The organism is Roseburia sp. AM51-8, from assembly GCF_003478275.1.
In the GTDB taxonomy this organism is placed as follows: domain Bacteria; phylum Bacillota; class Clostridia; order Lachnospirales; family Lachnospiraceae; genus Pararoseburia; species Pararoseburia lenta.
Genome location: NZ_QUEY01000002.1, coordinates 432981 through 450522, shown reverse-complemented (window position 1 = coordinate 450522; position 17542 = coordinate 432981). Strand labels below are relative to the sequence as shown.

Sequence of the window (17542 nt, the reverse complement as noted above, 5' to 3'; positions counted from 1 at the left end):
GCAAATAAAATTTATAAAATATCTGCATCCTTGTGGGTCCCTGTGATAGAAAATTCAACCCATTCTGCAATGTTGGTCGCATGGTCACCAATACGCTCAAAGTATTTTGCGATCATAAGAAGATCCAGACTGCTCATCGGATCCCCGGCTTCTACCATATCGTCTGCGATCTCCTGACGGACTTCCAGGAAAAGATCGTCGACTTCATCATCTCGGGCAATGACCTCACGCACCAGTTCCAAGTCTTGCTTAACATAGGCGTCAATGCTCTCCGTCACCATGGCTATGGTCGTTTCTGCCATTTTTGCCAGTTTTACATCATTTGTCGGTACACTAAAGTCTGTCGTTTCAATGATCTCCGCAATATCGGATGCCTGGTCGCCGATACGCTCCATGTCCGTGATCATCTTTAAGGCTGCGGAAACCTTGCGCAGGTCTTTCGCTACCGGCTGCTGCTGCAAGAGAAGTTTTAAACAAAGGCTCTCCACCAGACGCTCCTGTTCGTCAATATTGCTGTCCTCCTTGCGGATCTCCTTTGCCACTTTTGCATCCCCGGACTGCAAGAGTTTTGAGGTCTTGCGGATCACATCCTCACACATACTTCCCATTTCGATCAGTTCTACGTGCAGTTCTTCCAACTGTCTGTCAAATCGATTTCTCATACTTCCTCCTTAACCAAATCTACCTGTAATATAGTCCTCTGTCTTTTTCTCCTTCGGCATAGAGAAGATCTGCTCCGTCTCTCCGTATTCAATGACTTCTCCAAGTAAGAAAAAGGCTGTTTTATCCGATACGCGCACTGCCTGCTGCATGTTGTGCGTTACCATGATGATGGTAAAATCTTTTTTCAGTTCGATCACCAGATCTTCAATCTTTGACGTAGAAATAGGATCCAGTGCAGAAGTCGGCTCATCCATAAGCAGAACTTCCGGCTTGACGGCAAGTGCTCTTGCGATGCAGAGTCTTTGCTGCTGCCCGCCGGACAAGCCCAGTGCGCTCTTTTTCAGCCGGTTCTTGACCTCATCCCAGATCGCCGCCTGGCGCAGAGAGGTCTCCACGATCTCATCCAACTGCGCCTTGCTGTGCACTCCATGGGTACGCGGTCCGTAGGCAATGTTGTCATAGACGCTCATCGGGAAAGGATTCGGCTTCTGGAACACCATGCCGACACGCTTGCGCAGAAGGTTGACGTCCATATCACCATAAATATTTTCTTCATCTAATCTCAACTGCCCGGTGATCTTGCAACCCTCTACCAGATCGTTCATACGGTTGATAGATTTTAACAAAGTAGACTTACCACAGCCACTTGGTCCGATAAAGGCAGAGATTTCTTTTTCCGGCAATTCCATGTTAATGCCTTTTAGGGCATGGAAATCGCCATAATATAAATTCAGATCCTGAATGGAAATTTTTGCTTTGTTCTCCATATGTTTTATTGACTCCTTTTTATCTTTCTCACACTTTTGAAACTTTTTTTGCAATGCCATCGGATATGGCATTGATCAATACAACAAGAATCAGTAGGACAAGCGCTGTCGCATATGCCTCATCCATGTGCAGCCCTTCACGCGAAAGGCTATACATATGCACAGCAAGGGTTCGCCCGGACTTTGTCAGATCGGTCGCCGTCTGTGCCACGGTTCCTGAAGTATAGATCAGGGCAGCTGTCTCTCCGACAATTCGCCCAATGGAAAGAATGACACCGGATAAAATGCCCGGTACGGCTGCCGGCAGGATGATCCGAAAGATGGTTCGCAGTTTTCCTGCGCCCAGTCCAAAACTGGCTTCCCGATACATATCCGGCACGGCAATAAGGGCTTCTTCAGTCGTACGAATAACAAGTGGCAAGATCATAATAACTAAGGTCAATGCCCCGGACCACATAGAGTATCCCCAATGCAAATAGGTTGCAAAGAAAAGAAGACCAAACAGACCATAAATAATGGATGGGATACCCGATAGGGTCTCCGCGGTCATGCGGATGACTTTTACCAATTTGCTGCCGCGCTTTGCATATTCCACCAGATAGATGGCTGCAAAAATACCAAGCGGCACGGCGATCACGAGGGATAATCCTGTCATAATGAGGGTATTGATGATTGCCGGCATCATGGAAACATTGTCCGAAGTATATTCCCATGCAAAAAGATCTAATGACAGATGGGGAGCCCCCTTTGCCACGATAAAAATAATGATATAGAGCAAGACGCCCATGGTAATTGCTGCGGATAATAAGATGAAGATCCGAAGCAAAAACGACAGGGGATGCTTTAATGCTGTTTTTAAATTTTGTTTCATTGCCTTGCCTCCTTACTTTGCGTCCTGACGTTTGAGTGCCGCCACGCATAAGTTGATCAAAAGAATAAATACAAATAAGACAACGCCGGTCGCGATCAGGGCTTCCCTATGCAGATCTGCTGCATAGCCCATTTCCAATACGATATTGGAGGTCAGGGTTCTCACACCTCGTGTGATGCCCTTTGGCATACGTGCCTGATTGCCCGCAACCATGACAACTGCCATCGTCTCTCCGATCGCCCTGCCGATGCCCAGCACGATACCTGCCACGATACCGGACTTTGCCGCCGGGATGACCGTAAGGAAAATGCTTCTCTCCTTGGTCGCACCCAGGGCAAGTGCTCCTTCATAATATGGTGTCGGAACACTGCGGATAGCGGCTTCACAGACGCTGACAATGGTCGGCAGGATCATGATGCCAAGTAAGATGGATGCTGTCAGCATGGTAGAGCCATCGTGTCCGGTCAAGTCCTGCATGAGCGGCACGATACATACCAGTCCGAAGAAGCCATAGACTACGGATGGCACGCCTGCCATCAGATTGACTGCCGCCTTACAGATACCGTAGATCTTTTTCGGACAATAATGCGCCATAAAAACAGCCGTACAGAGTCCGATCGGCACACCGATGATAATGGCTCCGGCTGTCACATAGATACTGCCCATGATCATAGGCAATATACCAAATATATTATTTGAAGGTTTCCATATCACGCCGGTTAAGAACTTGCCAAGTCCGATCTTTCCCATCGCCGGAAGTCCGTTAGCGAATAAAAAGATACAAATCAAGGCAACGGCTAACACCGAAGTGCAAGCCGCTATGAAAAAGATGACCTTCATTATCTGTTCTTTCAAATGTTTCATATTCTGACCTTTCTCATTTCCTTGAATATCGGGATTTTCTATTTCACTTCATCCCATGTAAGAATCTCACCTGTGTAGATCTGCTTTACCTGATCAGATGTTAAATCTGTGATTCCACTTTCGTTGTTTACGATAACTGCGATTCCGTCTTTTGCGATCTCTGTTGCTACAAGTCCTGCCTCAGTTTCAGAATCTTTTAGTTCTCTGGATGCCATACCGATGTCACACAAGCCGTCGATCGTTGACTGCATACCGGTTGAAGAATCGCTTTCCTGTACCTCGATCTCAACGTTTGCATTGACCTTGCTATAAGCCTCTACTAATTTTTCCATAACCGGTGTTACAGAAGATGATCCAGCGATCACGAGTTTTCCGGATGCATTGTTGGATGTAAATTCCTTACCCTCGCCTACGCTGATGTAGCCATTGTCTGTGATGATCTGCTGTCCGTCTTTGCTCAAGATATAGTTTACGAAATCCTGTGCTGCATCACTTAAGTCCTCGCCCTTGGTGGCGATGTTGAATGGACGGGCAATCTTGTATGTACCGTTGGAAACGTTGTCTGCGGTCGCCTCAACGCCATCGATCTTTACAGCTGTTACCGTGTCATTTAAAGAACCCAGTGAAATATATCCAAGAGAATTTACATCTCCTGCAACAGTTGTCATCATAACAGAGGTAGAATTTGTGATCTTTGCATCCTCGGTTGTCATGTCAACCTTGTTGCCGTCTGCATCCTTTTCCTCGATACCGAAGAGTTCTACGAATGCACCTCTTGTACCGGATCCATCTTCACGAGAAAGAATGGTGATATCCCCGGATGCTCCTGTCTGATCTGCGCTATCGGCTGTATTGTCATTTCCTTTACTTCCGCATCCTACCATGGTACCCAGTGCTAATGTTGCAACAAGAAGTGTTGCGGCGATTTCCTTCAATTTCATTTTTGATCTCCTTTTGTCGTTTTGACTTTTTCTTTCTATTTCGTTTACAAGACATATGATACAAACACTTTGTAAAATGAAATGTATGGTCTCTGTAAAAATTGTGTTAAAAATGGTGGTTGGCTTTTGCGTCGTTTCCAAGGCGGGAGAACCCGGCGCAAAAAAATCCATATCGCCAGCTTTTACTGACAACATGGATTTCATTTTACAAAGTGTATTCTATTTTGTTACAATGCAGAGCCAACATTTCCTACGCCCTGTGCAATCCGTTCCATATTGGAACGATGTCTGCCAGTTAATCGTCGCTACGATCAGTCCGTCCATACCACTTTTTGCAACAATTGTCGCAAAAGCAGCTGTCGGTCCTGCAATCTGTACCTTAGAACCACCTAGAAACGACACAAGAAATCCGGCAATAATCGCCGTATAAATACCTTTTTCCGGTGTTACGCCTGAGGCAAGTACTAATGCAATCGAAAAAGTGGCAACGCGATAATTGCCACAATAATTCCTGATATAACATCCTTTATAAACTGCTCTTTCGAATAATCCCGAATCGTTGTAAAAAATTTTGGTTTTAACTTTTCCATAAAAAATCCTATTGCTCCCTCTTTCATAATGCCCTTAACTATAGTAAGGAGCACATGCGAGTCGTGCAATAGGATTTCTTGTACCTTTTTGGAAACTTGATTTTTCTACGACGTTTCCTTAAAGGTGTTGATTTATTATTTCATTTCTTTCTTCAATTTCTGGTCTTTAACAACCCCCATGATACCCAATGCCATAAATACTACTGCCATCACATCCATAACAATCAGTATTTTATTTATAACACTACTGTTATTACCAATTTCGCTAATCATGCTATCATCACCGATTTCATTGGCGTAATTCGCATTTTCAGCAAGTGCATTGGTATACATGTAAAGCGTATGTTTTGTTGCCTGACGCAATGCCTGTTTATAACTATTAGATGATGTTTCACACGTTGTCTCGCCTTTGACCATACCGTCCATCCAGAGGTCTCCACCAGCACGAAGCATCTGATCACCATTCATATATTCATGCCAGTCAGAATAATCTGTAATTACTGCTCCAGGGAAATTCCACTCATCACGTAAAACACCTGTCAAAAGAGCTTGACTTCCTCCTGTCCATACAGCGCCAATACGATTATATGAAGTCATAAGACCTGTTGCATCATATTCCTCTACAAGCATACGGAATGGTTCTAAGTATATTTCACGTAATGCCTGCTCGCTCATCCACGTATAAACACTGTCTCGATAAATATAAGATTCTCCATCATTACAAATAAAATGCTTTACATAACAGTAAACACCTGCATGTTTTGCACCTGCAACAGTGTTTCCACAGGCGACTCCAGAAAGCAATGCATCTTCTGAATAATACTCATAATTTCTACCATTGAATGGACTTCGATGAATATTAACTGCAGGTGCATACCAACCCTGCACACCACTGGCTACTGCTTCTTTTCCAATTGCAAGACCCACTTTTTCAAACAATTTTGCATTCCAGCTACATGCCATTGTGGAACTACTTGGGAATCCTGTACTCTTCTTATTTCCAAAGAATCCACCAATCTGAGACGGTCCATCTTGATCTGATGTTGCCGGTTTTCCTACACTCTTTACTTCTCCTGTATGTGCATATGCATGATAAACTAGTGCTTCCATTTCCTTAATAGACACTTGATCTAACACTTCTTCCCATTTTTCATCCTCTGGATTCAAACCTAGTTGATATCCTAATTCTGTTAGCTTTCCATCCTTTGTCAGAAGATGACCATAATCTTTTCCGGTTTCTATATCTTTATCAGAATCATCAATCCAGGCATTTGCCATATCTGCTGTATACAAATTCAAAGCCTTCACATTATCTGCCATTGCTCTTGTATCTACATTTTCCGTCGGGAACGTTCCAGTAAAATCCTTTCTTGTCAGATATGTAATATTTTGATTAGAATCTTTACCATCCAGGCTCACACCATCTATGGCATCTTCGCCGGTAAATTTGTTAGATACTTCTTTTCCCGTGGTTGCATCTTTATCCATGCAAATAGTGTCCGTAACCGAAACTTTCGATGTCATGGATGTTCCATCTGCAATCATATGCGCATTTTTACGTAATGTTAATTCATAATCTCCTGCTTCTAATTCATAACCGCAAAACGAATTACTATTTGCATCATAGCAGTCATACGATGCCATGTCTGCTGCATCAACTGTCAATGTCACTTCCTGACTTTCACCTGGTGCTAAAACATCTGTCTTTGCGAAAGCAGCAAGATTTACAGATGCTTTTTCAATACCACCTGCCGTATATGGCGGATTGTAATAAAGTTCTACAACATCTTTACCTGAAACCTTACCTGTATTTGTAACCTTTACCTTATAACTAAGCGTATCCTTATCCGTAATTGTCTGACCATCTTCCGGTGCTTTCGTTACTTCCCACGAAAAATCTGTATAGGAAAGTCCATAGCCAAATGGATACTGAACAACCCCCTCATAACCCTGTCCATATTCATTTGATACATTATCCCAATAATGTTCTGTGTCTGCTGTTTCATACCATTTGTATCCCACATAAATACCCTCAGCATAGTCAACATACGACACTTGATCATAATAATATTCTTCTCCAAGATTTCCATCTAACGTACCATTTGCAGGATACAAACCTTCTGCGCCGCTATACTTACCGACACCATTTTCTGCTGTATTCGCATAACTCGCCGCTGATGCCATATCATATGCCCATGTATCAACTGTCTTTCCAGAGAAGGAATCCTCTCCCCAGAGTAATTCTGGCAAAACCTCTGCGCCATAACTACCTGTAAGACCTGCCATCACACAAGCGTCTACACCAGGAATGCTTTCTATTTGTCCCATTTCCATAACATTTCCTGTGTTTAAAACCACAATAACGTTTTTATAATTTTCACCAACATATTGTAGAAGTTCGATTTCTTCTGTTGATAATTCTAATTGCGTTTTCGTTTCATCTGTAATGATATCGCCATCTTTTGTTGTACGTTTATACTGTTTCTGCGTAGCATCATTACTTTCTCCATTCCAACGACCAACAACAACAAATGCTGTATCTGAATACGCCTTTGCGTCCTCTAATAACTCCTGAGAGTAATAATTGGCATCACTGATAGATGGTTCATACAAGCGTGCCGTCTGCTCTGGCCATGCCGCAAGCGTGCGATCATACTCTCGCTTGTTCTGGAAATTCTGATACATTTGAATCAGCTCTTCATTATAAGAAATATTATATTTTTCGAGCGATTTCAGAAAATCAATTTTAACCTGTGTCACACCTCCAGAACCAGAACCGCCACCCAGCCAATTTGTTGCTGCCCAGCCAAACACGTTAACCTTTGTTACATCCGAAGATAGTGGCAACGTATTTTCCTTATTTTGCAAAAGAACTGCACTATCTTTTTCCGCCTCCTTCGACAGCTTTCGTGCAGATTTTGATGCAGATTCCATATTTGTAGCATCAATATTATTGCTGCTAAGATATGAATTCATAACATCTCCCAGCATACTCACTGCTACATTAGCCACAATTACAACGACCAGGAAAAGACATGCTGCAATCATACCAGCCATCCTTCTAATTTGATGTGGACGTTTGACTTTTTGCTTTTTTGCTTTACTCATAAACTTTAATCCTCCTTCAAAAGAAAAGCAGGAGCCCCTCCTACTTTATATCCTTGTATAAGAATTATACTTTATGAAATTATTTATTTGGAAATCTCTGCATAAACTGCAGTTCTTCTTCCTAATCTGTTTTTATGCAAAAGGAAACGCCATTGTAAGACAGAAAATCTGATCCTTCGCTTCCCATTTCATAGTTCCGCCATAGGTATCCACAATCTGACGCATACTTCCCATACCAAGTCCATGAGATGACTTTTCTGTTTTTCTTGTCATGAGTTGATTTCCATTTTTTTGTAAAACACCATCAAAATAATTTTCTATTTCCACCACAGTTACTCCAGCGCGCTTTAAAACTGTAACAGAAATCACACGACAATCCACCTCATTTACTTTGCGGCATGCTTCAATCGCATTATCTAGCGCATTTCCAAACAATGTATATACATCAATTGTTTTCATAAAATCCATCAAGTGCCCATCTACCATACAAGTCCATTGTATCTGCTGGTCATAACAAAGAAGGCCTTTTTCTGTCAAAACAATGTTAAGAGCCTCATTGCCCGTCTGCATGGTATTATCATAAATCGTCACATCTCGTTCCAATTTCGTTAAGAAGTCCTCCCTCTCCTCATTTGCCGGCATATGACGCAACATTCCAATCTGATGTTTTAAATCATGACTCTTGCGATTGATAATCTCAATATTCTCCTTAGAAACCGCATATTGCTCTTTCATTTTATCGCGCAACATACGCTCCACTGCAATGGTTGATTTTAATTCAACCTCCCGACATTGTTGTATCTGCACCAGAAGTATAAATAACAAACAGCACATGTCATATATGTTACATGCATTATAAAAAAATTGATTCGTTTCTACGGTATAATTTCGCACACCCCAATTTAAAAACAATGCCAAAAAACAAATAAGCAAAAAATTTAAAAGTGCTTTCGTCCAAGACACCCCATATCCTTGTTCACAATGGAAAGAATACGATAAAAAAATAGCTAATGGAACCGTAACAAGCAAATAAAAAAACCACGTCATCAAAGTCACAAGTATCGTATGTGTCACCGTTTTTCCAGATACAAATGTAGTAACACAATATCCAATATGCTGAACAGCATAAACAAGTGAGGTTGCATATAGTGCATCTGCCATTGTTATCTTTGTCGTGATAACAAAAAATAAAAATACGCCCAACAGTGGTATTCCTAAATAAAAAATCGAATACCAGATAAATATGGGGGCATATTTTTCAAGAGGGGTAAACATATTTACATGCCCAATTAAATGTAAACTAACCGTAGCTATTCCAATCCATAATATCAAAACCGCCACAATCAAACGAGTTCTTGTATGATCGCGTTTTGGTAAAAACATATAAAAAATAACAGATATTACCAATAATTCCTGAACAAAATCAGGACATAAAATTCGCATACTCCATCCCATTTATCAATGTCCTCTCGCATATTCCATTAACTCTTCACAAAAAGCCTTCTTTTTTCCTCGTGAAACCGTAAGACACTCCCCCGCCACACGTATCTCTTGTTCCGTGATCGTATCTACAAATCGTAAATTTACCAAATAACAAGCATTACATCGGGCAAACCCTCTGTCATGCAGCTCCCTCTCTAATACCGTTAATGTCTGCTCTCCTGATTTTTCAATAATCCCTTCTGATGTATGATAAATCATGCGATGTCCCGTCACTTCAATATAATAAATATGTGACAATGGGATACGCTTTATTTCCCCCTCTTTTTTTAGCATAACAAATTCTTCCTGCGTATTGCGATAAATACGCATCACCTTATTCATTTTCATCTTAAATGCCTGATAATTAATCGGCTTCAACACATAATCAACGGCCTCGACTTCATATCCCTTAATTGCATATTGGGCCAAATTCGTAACAAACATTAAAAGAACACCAGCGTCCTGCCTACGTATTTCCTTTGCCGTCGTAATTCCATCCATTGTTGGCATATCAATATCCAAAAGAATCAAATCCCATTCTGGTCGATAATCTCCTACAATCTGTGCACCGTCCGTAAACCAGCGCACATCCATTACAACGCCACTCTCTTTCCCATATCTATCAAGGTCGTTCATCAGTTGTTTTGCAAACTCTTTTTCATCTTCTACAATTGCAATTCGCATAGCACTACTCACCCACTATTCTGTCGGTACTTTTAATACAAATTCGGTTCCATTTTTTCCATCATAATAATCATCGCTACTTTCATAGAACGTCGCCTTCACTTCTTTCACACCATCTCTAATCAAATAGATTTTATGAGCGATGCCGGATGTTGCTGGTGGTACCAAATCCTCATAAGAATATGCGAATTCACTGTTATCCGTCATGTTAAATTCTTCTACCTCATCCCACTCTTCCGTTTCTACTTGTAGACGCACTTCATACCCTGTCCCCATCTCATAACTTCCGTTGTTATACACAGGTACATCAATCATATAGTAAGAATATCCACTTTTTGCATTATCCATATAATTCTTTCCAAGATAGGAAATCGTAACATCTCCATCTAATACCGCTTTACTCTCCACATAAGATGGTCCACCAAGCACTTCACCAATAGTAACCAAAAATTGAACCAGGCTACCTATGAACATGCAGACAACAATCACGAGAACAACAATCAAAAGACCTTTTCCTTGTCGGTTTCTTCCATACTCATTCACCATTTTGCCCCTCCTTAGTCCACGACCGGTTTTTCTGCTGCATCCTCTTTAGCCGGCAGTGTCGTTATCGTTTCCTCTGCCGACTGTGCTTCTGCCTCGTCCCGCTGCACATCTATTTCCAGCGGCACCTTTACATATTTTATAAGATCGCAGTTTTCGGTATCCACTACACTATACACAAAAGCAATCTTTTGCGCATCCGCAGGTATAAAGAAAAACAAATATCCCGTATGAGAACCCGCATCAGAAAATTCATAAGAATCTATGGACTGTCGATTACCAATAATATCATCATAACCACCACTGGTTAATTTATAATTTGGTACCGTTGAACGATATGTACCATCATAAGATATGTAAAAATCTTTTACCGGTGCATGTGTATATGTATCATAGCTTATACCGTCTACCTTATTGGACTCTATACGCACTGCAATCAGTCGTTGCCCCGCCGGGAAGCCTCCGATGGTATCGGCTTCTGCTAACACCTCCGCTTTTGCCACGGTAAGTGTGCGGCCATACTCGTTTTCAATCGTATGGGCCTCACCCAGATCTGACTTTTCTATGGCGACTTCTTCAATATTCTTTCTTTTCTTTTCCCTATAATCTGATGCCCCCAGATAACCTGTCACGATTCCCTGGACAATCGTCAAAATAATGGACAACGCAACCAGAATGGCAATCCAAAGTATAAGATTCTTCCGCATTCTTTTTTGTTTTTCTTCCTTTGTTTGTGAAAATAAGATTGATTCTGACTCCTGGGTTATTTCTGGCTTCTGGGTCAGTTTCGGTTCCTTGGTTGGCACAAACTCTTCCTGGAACGTCTGCGTCGTATCTGTCTTAGGCGCCTGCTTATTATATGTTCCGCACTTTGGGCAGATACCATAATATTTTTCATAGTCAAAATTCTTACCGCAACTCAAGCATTTCATACTGATTTCCTTTCTCTCCTCTTTTTACAACGCAGAAAAAGGCTGTACTTCCTCTCGGGGAATACAGCCTGTCATATTTATAATAATTGTCCTAAGACCTCCAGGATCTTGTCTGCCTTTGGCGGTTTCAGGAAATATGCACTTGGGTTGAGATCCAAGACAGAACGGATATGCTCCGCATCTCCATGTCCGGTCAGAAAAACAACTGGTATATCCTTGGTCGCTTCCTTTGAGCGGATCAACTCCAAGGTCTCCTTACCGTCGCAATCCGGCATCTCATAATCCAAAACAACCAGATCCGGCTGGCGCTTATCGATCATGGTCAGTGCCTGCTGGCCGGAAGTGGCAAGTGTCACCTGATAACGTTCCTCTAACATCTGCTTCATGCTGCGAAGCATCATCGGACTGTCGTCCACCACCAAGACGATCTTTCGATCATCCTTGGATACGATCGAGCCATCCGGCAAGACCTCCGCATCAATGTCCACGCGTGCCATCAGCGCCTCCAAGACACCATTTTCCGCCATATCCTGCGGATCCACGTAAGATACCTGCCCTGACATATCATAAAGAGCATAGCGGCGATATGCCGCCTCACTGCCAATGATAACAACAGGAGTCATCACATATTTTTCTGCTAAGATCTGGAAAAATTCCAGATGACCGTCCGTAAATCCCTCGACATTTACCAACACCAGATCCGGCTCATAAATGCCCATCATGCTCTCAGCGATCGTCACATTGTCCGAACATAACTGGATAGAGACAAACTTTGACAGTTCCTTTTGTATCTGCTTTGTCTGGTCATTAAAATGTCCAACGAATAAAACCTTTTTCATATATCCCCCACCTCACGAACTCATATAGATTTATTTTAACAACTTTTCGTGTGATAGGCAACTAAAGTTTAGACATTCTCATTCATGAACTTGGCACTCAACTGGAAGGACTTGATCGGGGATTTATCTACCCAATTCTTATGACTTTCCAGAACAACAGCATCCACACCATTTTCCTTCACAATATCGACCATGGTCTTTAAATCCATATTGCCGTAACCCAGTTCCATACTGTCTGAGGTCAGAATAGAGGAAGTCTTTCCCTCTACACGGCTGCCTCTGTCGTTGATGTGATACAACTTGATACGGCTTCCCAGACGCCGCATGAGTTCTACGGTATTAACACCTGCCTCTGTCGGCCAGTAAGAGTCAAACTCAAAATTAACGTATTCCGGATCCGTGTTTTCAATGATGCGATCATAAGCCGTCTGACCATCAATCTTACGGAACTCACAGTTGTGATTGTGATAAAGGAGTTCGATACCATCCGCCTTCAGACGTTTCCCGCAGGCATTCAGTCTGCGATCAGTCCATCCACAGCCTCTTTGTCAGAATAATCAAAATGATGCATTCCGGTGATAACGATATATTTTGTTCCATAGGATTTTGCCTCTGCGATGGCTTCCTCCGGAACACGCTTCAAAGTGCCCAGATCCTGATGGATGCTGACCACCTTTAAATTGGTATCAGCCAGAAGCGCATGCCAGTCCAGATTTCCACTCTTTCCCATCGGCATGCCTGCAAGACGTGTGATTGCGCGGATGGTAAGCGACATATGCTTTATCATATAACTACAGAGTTCAATGCCATCGTATCCTGCCTCTTCCATCAGGCGCAAAGTCTCTTTCGCCTTTGCCTCTGTACCGATCACGGTGCGCAACTGAAACTGCTGTATTGCTTTTATTGCCATATTCTTTTCCTCCAAAAATCTATAAATCTTTTTTTACCTATACAATTTTATCTGCCTCTTTACATTGTTTCGACCAGATTTTGTATTTCCTATCAGAAAATTCGTCATCTTTTCTTCACGTTTTTTCTGATCTGTGTTAAAATCATAATGATTTCATGTTGCACCTATGTGCATTCTTTTTGATAGGAGGATTTTATCATGAGAAAATTAAAAAAAGATACCGATTTAGCCAAGTTTCTGATCGCAGTAAAAGCATGCAAAAACGACGTGTTTTTTGATTCTAATGAGGGAGATATCCTGAATCTTGCATCTACACTGAGTCAGTATGTTTTCTGCTCCATTGCAGAAAAAGAAAGTATATTGGAAAACGGCTCTGTCCGTTGTGTAAATGAGGAAGATTATAGCCTTCTGGCCGATTTTTTATGTGAGGACTAAGCATGACCAAGGACGAACAGATCAAGTCCTATATGGATTTGCTCTTACATACCAACAATCTCTTTGGCTGGATCTATGATGAGCATATGCAGATGCTTTTTACCACCTATCCCGGGGATGACTATCAGGGTTTTGATGCTTTGTTCCAACTGCAGGTTCCCCCTGCATTAAACGGTGGATTGCCCTCCCATCCTCGCTTTATCTATTCCTTTTTCAACCTTGCCTGGCTGATTGACTTTGAGATTGTTGACAACCAATTAAAAAAATTCTATGTCTTAGGGCCAACCTTTACCGGAGAAAATTCCTACAACGAACTGGTAAAGGCTATGGATCAGCGCAACCTGTCCATCAAGACAAAGGCAAACGTCTCCAAACTGCTGACCTCTCTTCCCATTGTTGCAAGCAATGTCATGATGAGTTATGCTAGTCAATTGCACTATCTGATCAGCGGAACAGCCATTGATATAAACACCATCGAGAGCGTACAGAACAAAGGAAACTACGAAAATCCTTCCATTGTTCCATCATCGCAACAGCATCACGGCATCTGGGCCTCCGAGCAGGAATTTTTGCGTCTTTTCAAGGATGGAAACCCGGACTATAGCAAGGCTCTGCAGAACTCATCTCATCTGAGTAATGGGGTCAAGCACAATCCCAAAAACAGTCTACGTGCCGCCAAAAACAATGCCTTTGTGCTTTTGACCCTGATCTCGCGCGCCGCGATTGAGGGTGGTGTCTCTCCAAACGTAGCCTATGATCTTTGTGACTTTTACGGGCAGCGCATTGAAGACTCCGTTTCTCTGGATGATAACGGTACTGTTATAGAAGAAATGCAAACAGTCTATTTCCAGAAAGTTTGCGAAGCCAAACACACCGACGGCATCTCACCGATCGTCAAAAACTGTTGTGATTATATCGGCGTGCATATCAATGAGAAACTTTCCATTGGTGATCTGGCAGAGCGCGCCGGTTATTCCGAATACTATTTTTCCCGCAAGTTCAAGCAGGAAATGGGCTGTACCATTACCGAGTACATCATGCGTGAAAAGATTGAACGCGCCAAGGTGCTCCTCAGTACGACCAATATGAGCATTTTGGATATCAGTATTGAATTATCCTTTAATTCCAGATCTTATTTTTCGGACTCTTTCCAAAAGATTGCCGGAATCGCACCGGGTGAATACCGTAAACAAAACATAAGGCTGTAGCAAAACGCTACAGCCTTTTTATCATTTCTCTATACTCTTGTGAAGCAATCCTACTTTGATACAATCTCATGTTTTCCTGCTTCCAAGGTCACTTTCTGCCCGTCCTCTAAGTAGACCTCCGCTGTCACGTTCGCCGGGATCTCGAAGGTGTAATGGATGTTATCTCCCTCATACTTCCAAGCACTGACGATCTTTCCAACCGGAGAGACATACTCCGCATGCGCATACCCCAAGGATGCATCCGGGTATGGATGGATAGTAACATGCTTATTCTCTAAGTGGATACCGCAGACACCACCAAAGAGCCAGCCACAGATCGCACCATAGGAATAATGGTTCAAAGAAGCATGCACTTCCCCTTTTTCGTTGATACCATCCCATGTCTCCCAGACGGTATTGGCACCCTTTTTCACCTCATAAAGCCAACTTGGTGCCGTATCCTGCAAGAGCAGACGATAAGCCGTGTCGGTATGTCCGTTTTCCGCCAAGACCTGACAAAGGAATGGCGTACTAAGGAAGCCGGTGTTCAAATGATAATCATTCTTTACTACAAGAGCATTCAGGTCTTCGACTGCCTGCTTCTTGTCTTCCTCCGTCAAAAGATCAAAGGCAATGGCTCTGACATATGGTGCCTGACGCTCACCTATGATCTTACCATTCTCTGTTGCCGCATCACGAAAAGCAAGGGTCGCTTTCTCGGAAACTTCTGCGTAATGCTTTGCCTCGTCCTCATGCCCTAAGATCTGTGCGATCTCGGATAACATTTTACCGGAATGTGCAAAATATGCAGTAGCAGAGTCAACCGGTGTCTTTCCCATCAAGGAAGCAGAGTCTACGCCTGGCTCACACCACTCGCCATAGTCGATACCTGTCTCGATCGTATAATCGCGATATGGGCTCTTTTTCTTAAAGATCTTCTTGATGTCCTTTTTCTTGGCACGATCTTCAAGGAAAGCGTACCACTTTTTCATCATATCGTAATTTTCTTCCAAAATACGCACATCATCATAACGCTTGTAAAGAGCATATGGCACGATGATACAAGCATCGCCCCAGCCTGTCGAACCTGACAAAAGTCCTGAGAAGAAACTTGGCTTACTGTTCAGCGGTGCAATGTTTGCAATCTTTCCGTCATCGTACTGCATAAGGCGGCACTCGCCCAGCCACTTGCGGAAGATACTGTAACAGTCCTCAAGGAAAATACCGGTATCTACGAATACGCCGGCATCCCCCGTCCATGCGGCACGCTCTCTGGTCGGACAATCCGTCGGCACATCACAGAAGTTGGACTTCTGGCTCCAGATACTGTTGTGCACCAACTGGTTGACATCTGCATTGCCACAGGAGAAATGTCCGATCTGCTCCATAGCGGAATACACGGCAATGGATTCAAAATGTGCGGTACTCAGGTCGATATCAGTCTCCACCTTAGCATACTGGAATCCCCAGATAGAAAACTTGGTATGATAGGTATTCGTTCCCTCTTTACAAATGAAGGTAACCTTCTGCTCGGTTCCGCCGCCCTTATGACGCTTGCGATCCTGAAAATTCTCTGCCGTAAAGTTGCCGTTCTCATCCAGTGCCTCGCCGTGTGTCAGGACAAGACGATCGCCTTCATGCGCCTCTAAGGTAAAGCAGATATAACCTGCCAAATTCTGTCCGTAATCGATCACGGTCTCGCCATTTGGAGTTGTCATGATCTTTCCTTCAAAATGCTCATGTTCCTGCACCGGGACACTGTTGGTCGCCTTAAATAGACTATTGTCTGCATCCACTACACTTACGCCATGCCAATCCGTAATGTCTTCCTTATTTGCATCATAGACCTCGCCCATCTGCATATCTGCCTGACGAAGCGGTCCTGCCTGGGAAACCTCCCATGTCTCATCCGAAATACAGATGACCTGTCCGGCATTTTCCAACTGGAAGAAAAAGGCAAGCTCGGTACCGAAAAGATTTCTGTCTCCATCAACGCCGGAATAACTGCGATACCAGCCATCTGCCACTTCTGCTGTAATGGTATTTTCTCCGTTTTCCAAAAGTTCTGTCACATCATAGGTCTGATATGGCATCTGCTTGTCATAAGAAGATGTTCCCGGAGCAAGGACAAAATCGCCCACTCGCTTGCCGTTAATCCTGACCTCATAAATACCATGTGCGCTGACATAGGCTCTTGCATCTTTGGCATTTCCGTCAAAAGTAAAGGTCTTGCGCAGATAAGATACCGGCTGCATCTCGTCCGTATTGATCTGTCCCTCCGGGTTGATCCATTTTGCCACAAACTGATCTGCCTTGATAATCCCCATCTCAAAATGAGCATCCTGACTCCACTCGCCGCAGACATCCTTTTCGTCCCACAGGCGCACATGCCAGACAACCTGCTGCTTGCTTGCAAGATCTGCATCCAGCATGACATTCATGCTGTCACTTGCTACCTTGCCGCTGTTGTATATGACATCTTCACCGGTCTTTGCCTCGATCTCATAGGCAGTCTGATGAATACCATCCTGACAGATCCAGGAAAGACATGGCTTTTGCACATCAATCCCCAATGGATTTTCCATTTGTTCACAACGTAATCTGATTGCTTTCATACTTGTCTCCTTTTTTGCTTATCTCTAACGAAACTCGTCATTTTTCTGATACGATAAGTTTATTATAGGAGTCCACAAGTCCTGTGCTTTTAGATATTTTGTTTTTCTGTC

General features: G+C 43.0%; 16 protein-coding genes and 1 pseudogene. 2 read left to right on the top strand and 15 right to left on the bottom strand.

Annotated elements, in window-relative coordinates:
* Window positions 1–11: 11 nt before the first annotated feature.
* The 14 genes and pseudogenes from phoU to DW996_RS14100 all read right to left on the bottom strand — a co-directional run bounded on the left by phoU (window position 12) and on the right by DW996_RS14100 (window position 13194).
* Window positions 12–662 (bottom strand): phosphate signaling complex protein PhoU, encoded by a 651-nt coding sequence (phoU, locus tag DW996_RS05895; protein ID WP_118280320.1) that lies wholly within the window; start codon window positions 660–662, stop codon window positions 12–14.
* Between the two features lie 9 nt (window positions 663–671).
* A complete protein-coding gene (gene pstB, locus DW996_RS05890; protein WP_243098684.1) occupies window positions 672–1430 on the bottom strand; it encodes a phosphate ABC transporter ATP-binding protein PstB in 759 nt (252 codons plus the stop codon).
* 28 nt (window positions 1431–1458) lie between these two features.
* Window positions 1459–2301, bottom strand: coding sequence for a phosphate ABC transporter permease PstA (gene pstA, locus DW996_RS05885; protein WP_118280321.1), 843 nt, complete (start codon window positions 2299–2301; stop codon window positions 1459–1461).
* A 12-nt stretch (window positions 2302–2313) separates the two neighbouring features.
* Window positions 2314–3165 (bottom strand): phosphate ABC transporter permease subunit PstC, encoded by an 852-nt coding sequence (gene pstC / locus DW996_RS05880; protein WP_118280322.1) that lies wholly within the window; start codon window positions 3163–3165, stop codon window positions 2314–2316.
* A gap of 38 nt (window positions 3166–3203) precedes the next feature.
* On the bottom strand, window positions 3204–4106 hold the full coding sequence (locus tag DW996_RS05875; protein WP_118280323.1) for a substrate-binding domain-containing protein: 903 nt from the start codon (window positions 4104–4106) through the stop codon (window positions 3204–3206).
* Between the two features lie 297 nt (window positions 4107–4403).
* Window positions 4404–4696: pseudogene (locus DW996_RS14790) on the bottom strand (SulP family inorganic anion transporter); the annotation flags it as partial.
* Window positions 4697–4831: 135 nt separating this feature from the next.
* Window positions 4832–7804, bottom strand: a complete 2973-nt coding sequence (locus DW996_RS05865; protein WP_118535151.1) for a glycoside hydrolase family 3 protein — start codon at window positions 7802–7804, stop codon at window positions 4832–4834.
* Between the two features lie 132 nt (window positions 7805–7936).
* Complete coding sequence (locus tag DW996_RS05860; protein ID WP_118535150.1) at window positions 7937–9259, bottom strand: ATP-binding protein; 1323 nt, start codon at window positions 9257–9259, stop codon at window positions 7937–7939.
* Between the two features lie 3 nt (window positions 9260–9262).
* Window positions 9263–9970 (bottom strand): LytR/AlgR family response regulator transcription factor, encoded by a 708-nt coding sequence (locus DW996_RS05855; RefSeq protein WP_118535149.1) that lies wholly within the window; start codon window positions 9968–9970, stop codon window positions 9263–9265.
* A 15-nt stretch (window positions 9971–9985) separates the two neighbouring features.
* Complete coding sequence (locus DW996_RS05850) at window positions 9986–10516, bottom strand: hypothetical protein (RefSeq protein WP_118535148.1); 531 nt, start codon at window positions 10514–10516, stop codon at window positions 9986–9988.
* 11 nt (window positions 10517–10527) lie between these two features.
* Entirely contained in the window at window positions 10528–11445 is a 918-nt protein-coding gene (locus tag DW996_RS05845; protein WP_118535147.1) for a hypothetical protein, read from the bottom strand.
* A gap of 77 nt (window positions 11446–11522) precedes the next feature.
* Window positions 11523–12284 (bottom strand): response regulator, encoded by a 762-nt coding sequence (locus DW996_RS05840; protein ID WP_118535146.1) that lies wholly within the window; start codon window positions 12282–12284, stop codon window positions 11523–11525.
* Window positions 12285–12352: 68 nt separating this feature from the next.
* Window positions 12353–12766, bottom strand: coding sequence for a sugar phosphate isomerase/epimerase family protein (locus tag DW996_RS14105; protein ID WP_330428820.1), 414 nt, complete (start codon window positions 12764–12766; stop codon window positions 12353–12355).
* 32 nt (window positions 12767–12798) lie between these two features.
* Window positions 12799–13194 carry a hypothetical protein gene (locus DW996_RS14100; RefSeq protein ID WP_330428796.1) on the bottom strand — a complete coding sequence of 132 codons (396 nt, stop codon included), beginning with the start codon at window positions 13192–13194 and terminating at the stop codon, window positions 12799–12801.
* 198 nt (window positions 13195–13392) lie between these two features.
* On the opposite strand from DW996_RS14100, the gene DW996_RS05830 reads away from it, so the two are divergent.
* A complete protein-coding gene (locus tag DW996_RS05830; RefSeq protein WP_118535145.1) occupies window positions 13393–13629 on the top strand; it encodes a hypothetical protein in 237 nt (78 codons plus the stop codon).
* A gap of 2 nt (window positions 13630–13631) precedes the next feature.
* Window positions 13632–14837 (top strand): AraC family transcriptional regulator, encoded by a 1206-nt coding sequence (locus DW996_RS05825; protein WP_118280328.1) that lies wholly within the window; start codon window positions 13632–13634, stop codon window positions 14835–14837.
* 50 nt (window positions 14838–14887) lie between these two features.
* On the opposite strand, the gene DW996_RS05820 is transcribed toward DW996_RS05825, so the two are convergent.
* Window positions 14888–17431, bottom strand: a complete 2544-nt coding sequence (locus tag DW996_RS05820; RefSeq protein ID WP_118535144.1) for a family 78 glycoside hydrolase catalytic domain — start codon at window positions 17429–17431, stop codon at window positions 14888–14890.
* Window positions 17432–17542 lie beyond the last annotated feature (111 nt).

Bases quoted from the DNA above. Each gene is read 5' to 3' on its own strand.
- phoU (WP_118280320.1), bottom strand. From the start codon at position 662: ATGAGAAATCGATTTGACAGACAGTTGGAAGAACTGCACGTAGAACTG.
- pstB (WP_243098684.1), bottom strand. From the start codon at position 1,430: ATGGAGAACAAAGCAAAAATTTCCATTCAGGATCTGAATTTATATTAT.
- pstA (WP_118280321.1), bottom strand. From the start codon at position 2,301: ATGAAACAAAATTTAAAAACAGCATTAAAGCATCCCCTGTCGTTTTTG.
- pstC (WP_118280322.1), bottom strand. From the start codon at position 3,165: ATGAAACATTTGAAAGAACAGATAATGAAGGTCATCTTTTTCATAGCG.
- DW996_RS05875 (WP_118280323.1), bottom strand. From the start codon at position 4,106: ATGAAATTGAAGGAAATCGCCGCAACACTTCTTGTTGCAACATTAGCA.
- DW996_RS05865 (WP_118535151.1), bottom strand. From the start codon at position 7,804: ATGAGTAAAGCAAAAAAGCAAAAAGTCAAACGTCCACATCAAATTAGA.
- DW996_RS05860 (WP_118535150.1), bottom strand. From the start codon at position 9,259: ATGGGATGGAGTATGCGAATTTTATGTCCTGATTTTGTTCAGGAATTA.
- DW996_RS05855 (WP_118535149.1), bottom strand. From the start codon at position 9,970: ATGCGAATTGCAATTGTAGAAGATGAAAAAGAGTTTGCAAAACAACTG.
- DW996_RS05850 (WP_118535148.1), bottom strand. From the start codon at position 10,516: ATGGTGAATGAGTATGGAAGAAACCGACAAGGAAAAGGTCTTTTGATT.
- DW996_RS05845 (WP_118535147.1), bottom strand. From the start codon at position 11,445: ATGAAATGCTTGAGTTGCGGTAAGAATTTTGACTATGAAAAATATTAT.
- DW996_RS05840 (WP_118535146.1), bottom strand. From the start codon at position 12,284: ATGAAAAAGGTTTTATTCGTTGGACATTTTAATGACCAGACAAAGCAG.
- DW996_RS14100 (WP_330428796.1), bottom strand. From the start codon at position 13,194: ATGGCAATAAAAGCAATACAGCAGTTTCAGTTGCGCACCGTGATCGGT.
- DW996_RS05830 (WP_118535145.1), top strand. From the start codon at position 13,393: ATGAGAAAATTAAAAAAAGATACCGATTTAGCCAAGTTTCTGATCGCA.
- DW996_RS05825 (WP_118280328.1), top strand. From the start codon at position 13,632: ATGACCAAGGACGAACAGATCAAGTCCTATATGGATTTGCTCTTACAT.
- DW996_RS05820 (WP_118535144.1), bottom strand. From the start codon at position 17,431: ATGAAAGCAATCAGATTACGTTGTGAACAAATGGAAAATCCATTGGGG.